Raw genomic sequence first — 5178 nt, 5'->3', positions numbered from 1 at the left:
CGTCATCTCTCTCCTGTGGAGGTGCTGAGCGAGCGGTAGCTTTGCTAGCAAAAGGATTCTTTAACAAGGGTTATCAAGTTGATGTGGTAACAATTGATGACACCTATCTTGACTTTTATAAATTACCTGATGGGGTTAATCGAGTAGCCCTTAATATCGCCAAAAACTCACCAACTTTTATTCATGGAATTTTGAATAACCTCTATCGTTTGTGGGTCTTGAGACGAACCATTAAATCCCTACACCCTGATGTTGTCATTTCTTTCTTAGATCAAATCAATATCTTGACCCTGTTAGCTCTTGTTAAGACTAACTATCCGGTTCTGGTAAGTGAACAAAATGATCCTCGGAAAAGTTCTAGTGGAAAAATGTGGGATAGATTGCGACATATCACCTATTCCTTTGCAGATAAAGTGGTGAGCGTAGGGGATGGGGTGAATCAGTATTTTGACTGGCTCCCCGAAACTAAACGAGCAGTAATTTATAACCCATTGGCTAGTATCAATTCCAGACCTAGTATGGATAAATTACTGGAAACTAAAGGAGCTGATCTAACTAAAAAATGGATAGTTGCTATTGGAAGGCTTACCCATCAGAAAGGGTTTGATATTTTATTATCTGCTTTCAAAAAACATGCTGGTCACCATCCAGACTGGCAACTTATAATTTTAGGAGAAGGGGAGCTTCGTCCAGAGCTTGAAAATCTCAGAGATCAATTAGGTTTAACTGATAATGTCATCTTCCCTGGGGTTGTTCGTAATCCCTTTTCAGTCTTAAAACGGTCAGAATTATTTGTCTTGTCTTCCCGCTTTGAAGGGTTACCAGGGGTTTTAGTTGAAGCACTCGCTTGTGGACTCCCCGTTGTTTCAACAGATTGTCCTAGTGGTCCACGAGAAGTTATTCGTGATGGTGTAAATGGGATTTTGGTGCCCAGTGAAAATAGGTTAGCCTTAGCTACAGCACTGGAGCGTTTAATATCCAATGAGGAAGAGCGTAAACGTCTAGCCTCTTATGCTCCAAAAATTACAGAACAATTTGGTTTAGGAACAATAATAGAACGCTGGGAAATTTTATTTAGTGACGTTATAAGTCAGCAGTCAGCAGTCAGCAGTCAGCAGTCAGCAGTCAGCAGTCAGCAGTCAGCTTTATGAATCACTGACAGCAGATCTAACAGGGATTAATTGAAAACTGCTATAAAGTATAATCTATAAAAGAATGATGGATATAAAGCATATCGCTTTTTTTCTACCTGCTCTCTATGACGGTGGCGCAGAACGGGTAACAGTTAACTTGCTCAAAGGGATGTTGGAACAAGATGTCCAGTTGGATCTAGTTCTTGCCAGTGCTGACGGACCTTATCTAAGCCAAGTGCCTAAGGAGGTGCGTCTAGTTAACTTGGCAGCCGGACGAGTTGTGAAAGCAATTCAACCCTTGTCACGTTACTTACAACAAAACAGACCTTCTGCCCTAGTCTCTCATCTGGCTCATGCTAACGTCATTGCTGTAGCAGCCAAAGAGTTAGCTCGTACCAAAACTCGATTAGTATTGGTAGAACACAACACTTTTTCAGCTTCTAAGTCTCAGTTAATGCGAGCTAAATTGGTACCACCACTGATGAAATGGTTTTACCCTCGTGCTGATGAAATTGTCGGAGTTTCTCAAGCAGTAGCACGGGATTTGGAGTGTCAACTTGGTTTTGACCAAGGCAAAGTCAGAGAAATTTACAATCCAGTGGTTAATCATCAGCTAATCGCCAAATCAAAAATGCCTTTGAGCCATCCTTGGTTTCGCAAAGACGCTCCTCCTGTCTTTTTGGCTGTTGGTAGATTATCACCTCAGAAAGATTTCTTGACTCTAATCCAAGCGTTTGCACGTTTAAGAAAAAAAATGATCGCTCGCCTGGTGATTTTAGGTGAAGGGGAATCCCGAGGCGAATTAGAGGCAACCATTAACAGACTAGGAATTGCAGCGGATGTTTCTATGCCAGGTTTTGTAGAGAATCCTTATGCATATATGAGTAAAGCGAATGCGTTGGTTTTGTCTTCTCGCTGGGAAGGGTTACCCACTGTGTTAATTGAAGCAATGGCATGTGGTTGCCAAGTAATTGCTACAGATTGTCCTAGTGGTCCAGCGGAAATTTTATCAGCAGGACAATATGGCATTTTAGTACCAGTCGGGGATTCAGCCGCTTTATCATTAGCTATGTTACAAGTACTTAAATCTCCATTAACTCAGGATAAATTAATGGAGCGGGCAAGGTACTTTTCTACTGAGCGAGCGGTTTCTGAGTATTTGGCTATCTTAAACTAAAGTCGTTAGTTAATTCAAAATTCAAAATTCAAAATTCAAAATTTTCCTAAATGTATTGTTTTTATAGCGTTTATCGCAGTTATGAGGTACGCTTCTCAACCTCAAAGTCCCCCTTATTAAGGGGGATTTAGGGGGATCATTTTTTACTTTATAGGATATATATAGCAATTCTAAATAAATTAAATTGTCAAAGTTTTTGATGCCATATTGGCTACTCCCTACTCCCTACTCCCTACTCCCTACTGGGTGCATCTCCTAAAAGCTGTTTGACACGGTGGTGCGTTACGGGCAGCAACATAACCCTGACTACGAGGCGAAAAATGAAGGCCCCCTAACGCACCCTACGGAAAATTTTCAAAACTGAGATGCACCCTCCCTACTCCCTACTCCCTACTCCCTACTCCCTACTCCCTATTCCCTACTCCCTACTCCCTACTCCCTACTCCCTATTCCCTACTCCCTTTGCTATAGAAATAATTGACTATGTTAGCCACAGCTTACTTGGGACTAATCTTATGTATGTTCCTTACAGAAATAAAACGAAAAAAAACCGGTAAGTTGGATTTCCTGACCTTGGCTAACTTGATTTTCTTTCTTGTCTATGCTTTTCCAGGATTTGTCTTATCAGCTAACCTAGAGAATGCTAGGCATGAGTTGAACTGGGGAAATACCTTATACACTGACAACCCACAAACAGTTATTGCTATATTTGTGGGATACATTCTGATTGTTATTGGTTTCTATTCTAAGTCGGCTGAAAAATTTGGAAAAACGATTACTATCAAGAGCTATAGTGACAATGTTGTGATTGTATTTGCTATTTTGCTGCTGTTATTCTCTTGTCTATCTATTCAAATCTATGGCTCTCAGTATGGTGGCGTTATGGTAGCCCTTGCTAAAAGCCACCTGATTCGATCAACCACAGTTGAAAGTGGCAACCTGGTTTTTTTTAAGAATTTTATGTTCTTTTCATTCTTTGCCTCTTATTTATTGGCAGCAGTGGTATTTTTTAGTAAAATAAAACAAGGTAAATTAATCCTATTTAGTTTGTTTTTGCTATCTGTAGTCGCTTCCTGGATTTCAGCCACTTTAACAGCTGGGCGTATTCCTTTTGTCAGATACATTATCGGGTTTTATTTAGTTTATGTCCTTAAAACTGGCAAATTTTCCTTTACTTTCACCCTTACTTTTGTCTCTAGTGCTGCTCTGTTTCTGATTCACGGCAAAACCCTGTTTTTTAGCTTAAGTGCTTTGCCAGATGGCTATGTTGCTGTAGTGGAACGCTTTAGACAATCTCTGGACAGTGGTTCCAATGAAAGCTTTAGCATTATCGAACTAGTAGAGAACTTTGTGTTTCCAGTTCATTCCCTAGATGCAGCTTTTAATAATCATTATCCAATGCGGCTATTTCTGGATATCTACTATGGGGTGCTTTCCTTAATACCGGAGCGTCTGACTAATATGGAGTTCCCAGAAACCCTATCCTTTGAGAATACAGCAAATATCATAGGCTCCAATGAGTTTGCTATACCACCAGGTATACTGGCCTTTGGTATCTATAGTATGTCTTGGGTCGGACTAATTATCATATCGTTGAGTTTTGGTTGGATTGGTCGTTATCTACAAACTATTTTTAATAATCAGCTACATACAATATACTGGATGCCATTTGTTTATATTTTAACAGCTGTAACCTGGATAGATTTTATTACCTTTGGTGACCCAGAGGCTTACCTAATTGCTAATTTTTGGTTTTTTGCGGCTATGGGTCTCTTACTATCTTTCGTTAGCAAAGTTTATTGGAAAAAGAACTATAGATTATGAAAATACTATACCTTACTACTGGAGTTTCAATAGGAGGTGCAGAGTTGATGTTATATCATCTCCTATCCAAGATAAACCGAAAGCGCTTTAGTCCAGTGGTACTGTCTCTAATGGGGCGTGATACGGTAGGCGATCGCATTGAATCTTTGGGTATACCTGTTGTTCATATTGGTCTTGAACCAGGAAAGGTTCCAACCCTAAAGGCATTGTCTAAGTTAATTAATACGGTGAATACTCTCAAGCCTGACGTAATTCAGGGATGGATGTATCACGGAAATATAGCTGCCAAATTAGCTAGTAGTTTTTATTCCCATAAAATCCCACTTTTGTGGAGCATTCATCATTCAGTTTATTCCTTGTCATCTGAGAATAAAATGACAGCATCTCTGATTAAAAGTGGTGCTATAATTTCTAAATTTATTCAGGGAATTTGCTTTGTATCTAATCAAAGTAAATTACAGCATGAAGCGTTGGGATATTCTTCGCAAAATAGCTGTGTAATTCCGAATGGATTTGACACGTCTTTATTTAAACCATCCCTGGAAGCTAGAGCAGCTTTTCGGTCTGAATTAGGCTTGTCTGAGCAATCGGTTTTAATCGGATTAATTGGTCGTTATCACCCCATGAAAGATCACCCAAATTTTATTATGGCTGCTTCATTGTTAGCCAAAACTTTTCCTGATGTGCATTTTATTATGGCTGGCACAGAGGTTGATAAAAATAATAAATTTTTATCTTCCTTGATTCAGGACTTAGGACTATGGAATCACTTCCACTTACTAGGAGAACGCACTGATATTCCTCGCCTTACTGCTGCTCTAGATATTAATACTGTGGCTTCTGCCTATGGGGAAGCCTTTCCTTTAGTTATTGGAGAGGCAATGTCGAGTTGTGTTCCCTGTGTGGTAACAGATGTCGGTGATTCAGCCTGGATTGTGGGTAATACGGGACGAGTGGTACCCCCAAGAAACTCAGAAGCATTGGCTAGGGCTTGGAAAGAGCTGATTTTGATGGGTAATGAAGGTAGAAAAGCGTTAGGAAAAG

Annotated in this window: 5 protein-coding genes; all 5 read left to right on the top strand. The window is 39.9% G+C overall.

Features of this window, described 5'->3' with window-relative positions:
- Positions 1 to 1151 (top strand): glycosyltransferase family 4 protein (locus F6K57_RS36130; protein ID WP_293072918.1); only part of this gene is annotated, 1151 nt, incomplete at its 5' end.
- A 64-nt stretch (positions 1152 to 1215) separates the two neighbouring features.
- The gene (locus F6K57_RS36125) at positions 1216 to 2310 is read left to right on the top strand and encodes a glycosyltransferase (RefSeq protein ID WP_293061038.1); all 1095 of its coding nucleotides are present in this window, start codon (positions 1216 to 1218) and stop codon (positions 2308 to 2310) included.
- A gap of 365 nt (positions 2311 to 2675) precedes the next feature.
- On the top strand, positions 2676 to 2867 hold the full coding sequence (locus tag F6K57_RS36120) for a hypothetical protein (RefSeq protein WP_293072915.1): 192 nt from the start codon (positions 2676 to 2678) through the stop codon (positions 2865 to 2867).
- Positions 2830 to 4134 (top strand): hypothetical protein, encoded by a 1305-nt coding sequence (locus F6K57_RS36115; protein WP_293072912.1) that lies wholly within the window; start codon positions 2830 to 2832, stop codon positions 4132 to 4134. The genes F6K57_RS36120 and F6K57_RS36115 overlap by 38 nt, the downstream gene beginning before the upstream one ends.
- A partial coding sequence (locus F6K57_RS36110; protein ID WP_293072910.1) for a glycosyltransferase occupies positions 4131 to 5178 on the top strand: 1048 nt, incomplete at its 3' end. The genes F6K57_RS36115 and F6K57_RS36110, both read left to right, overlap by 4 nt.

This window comes from Moorena sp. SIO4A5 (assembly GCF_010672005.1).
GTDB lineage: Bacteria > Cyanobacteriota > Cyanobacteriia > Cyanobacteriales > Coleofasciculaceae > Moorena.
The sequence above is the reverse complement of the archived record's forward strand: the minus strand, read 5'-3'. Positions and strand labels throughout refer to the sequence as shown.

What these genes read in the sequence shown, in the direction of transcription:
- F6K57_RS36115 (WP_293072912.1), top strand. Translation starts at nt 2,830, where the DNA reads ATGTTCCTTACAGAAATAAAACGAAAAAAAACCGGTAAGTTGGATTTC.
- F6K57_RS36125 (WP_293061038.1), top strand. Translation starts at nt 1,216, where the DNA reads ATGATGGATATAAAGCATATCGCTTTTTTTCTACCTGCTCTCTATGAC.
- F6K57_RS36120 (WP_293072915.1), top strand. Translation starts at nt 2,676, where the DNA reads ATGCACCCTCCCTACTCCCTACTCCCTACTCCCTACTCCCTACTCCCT.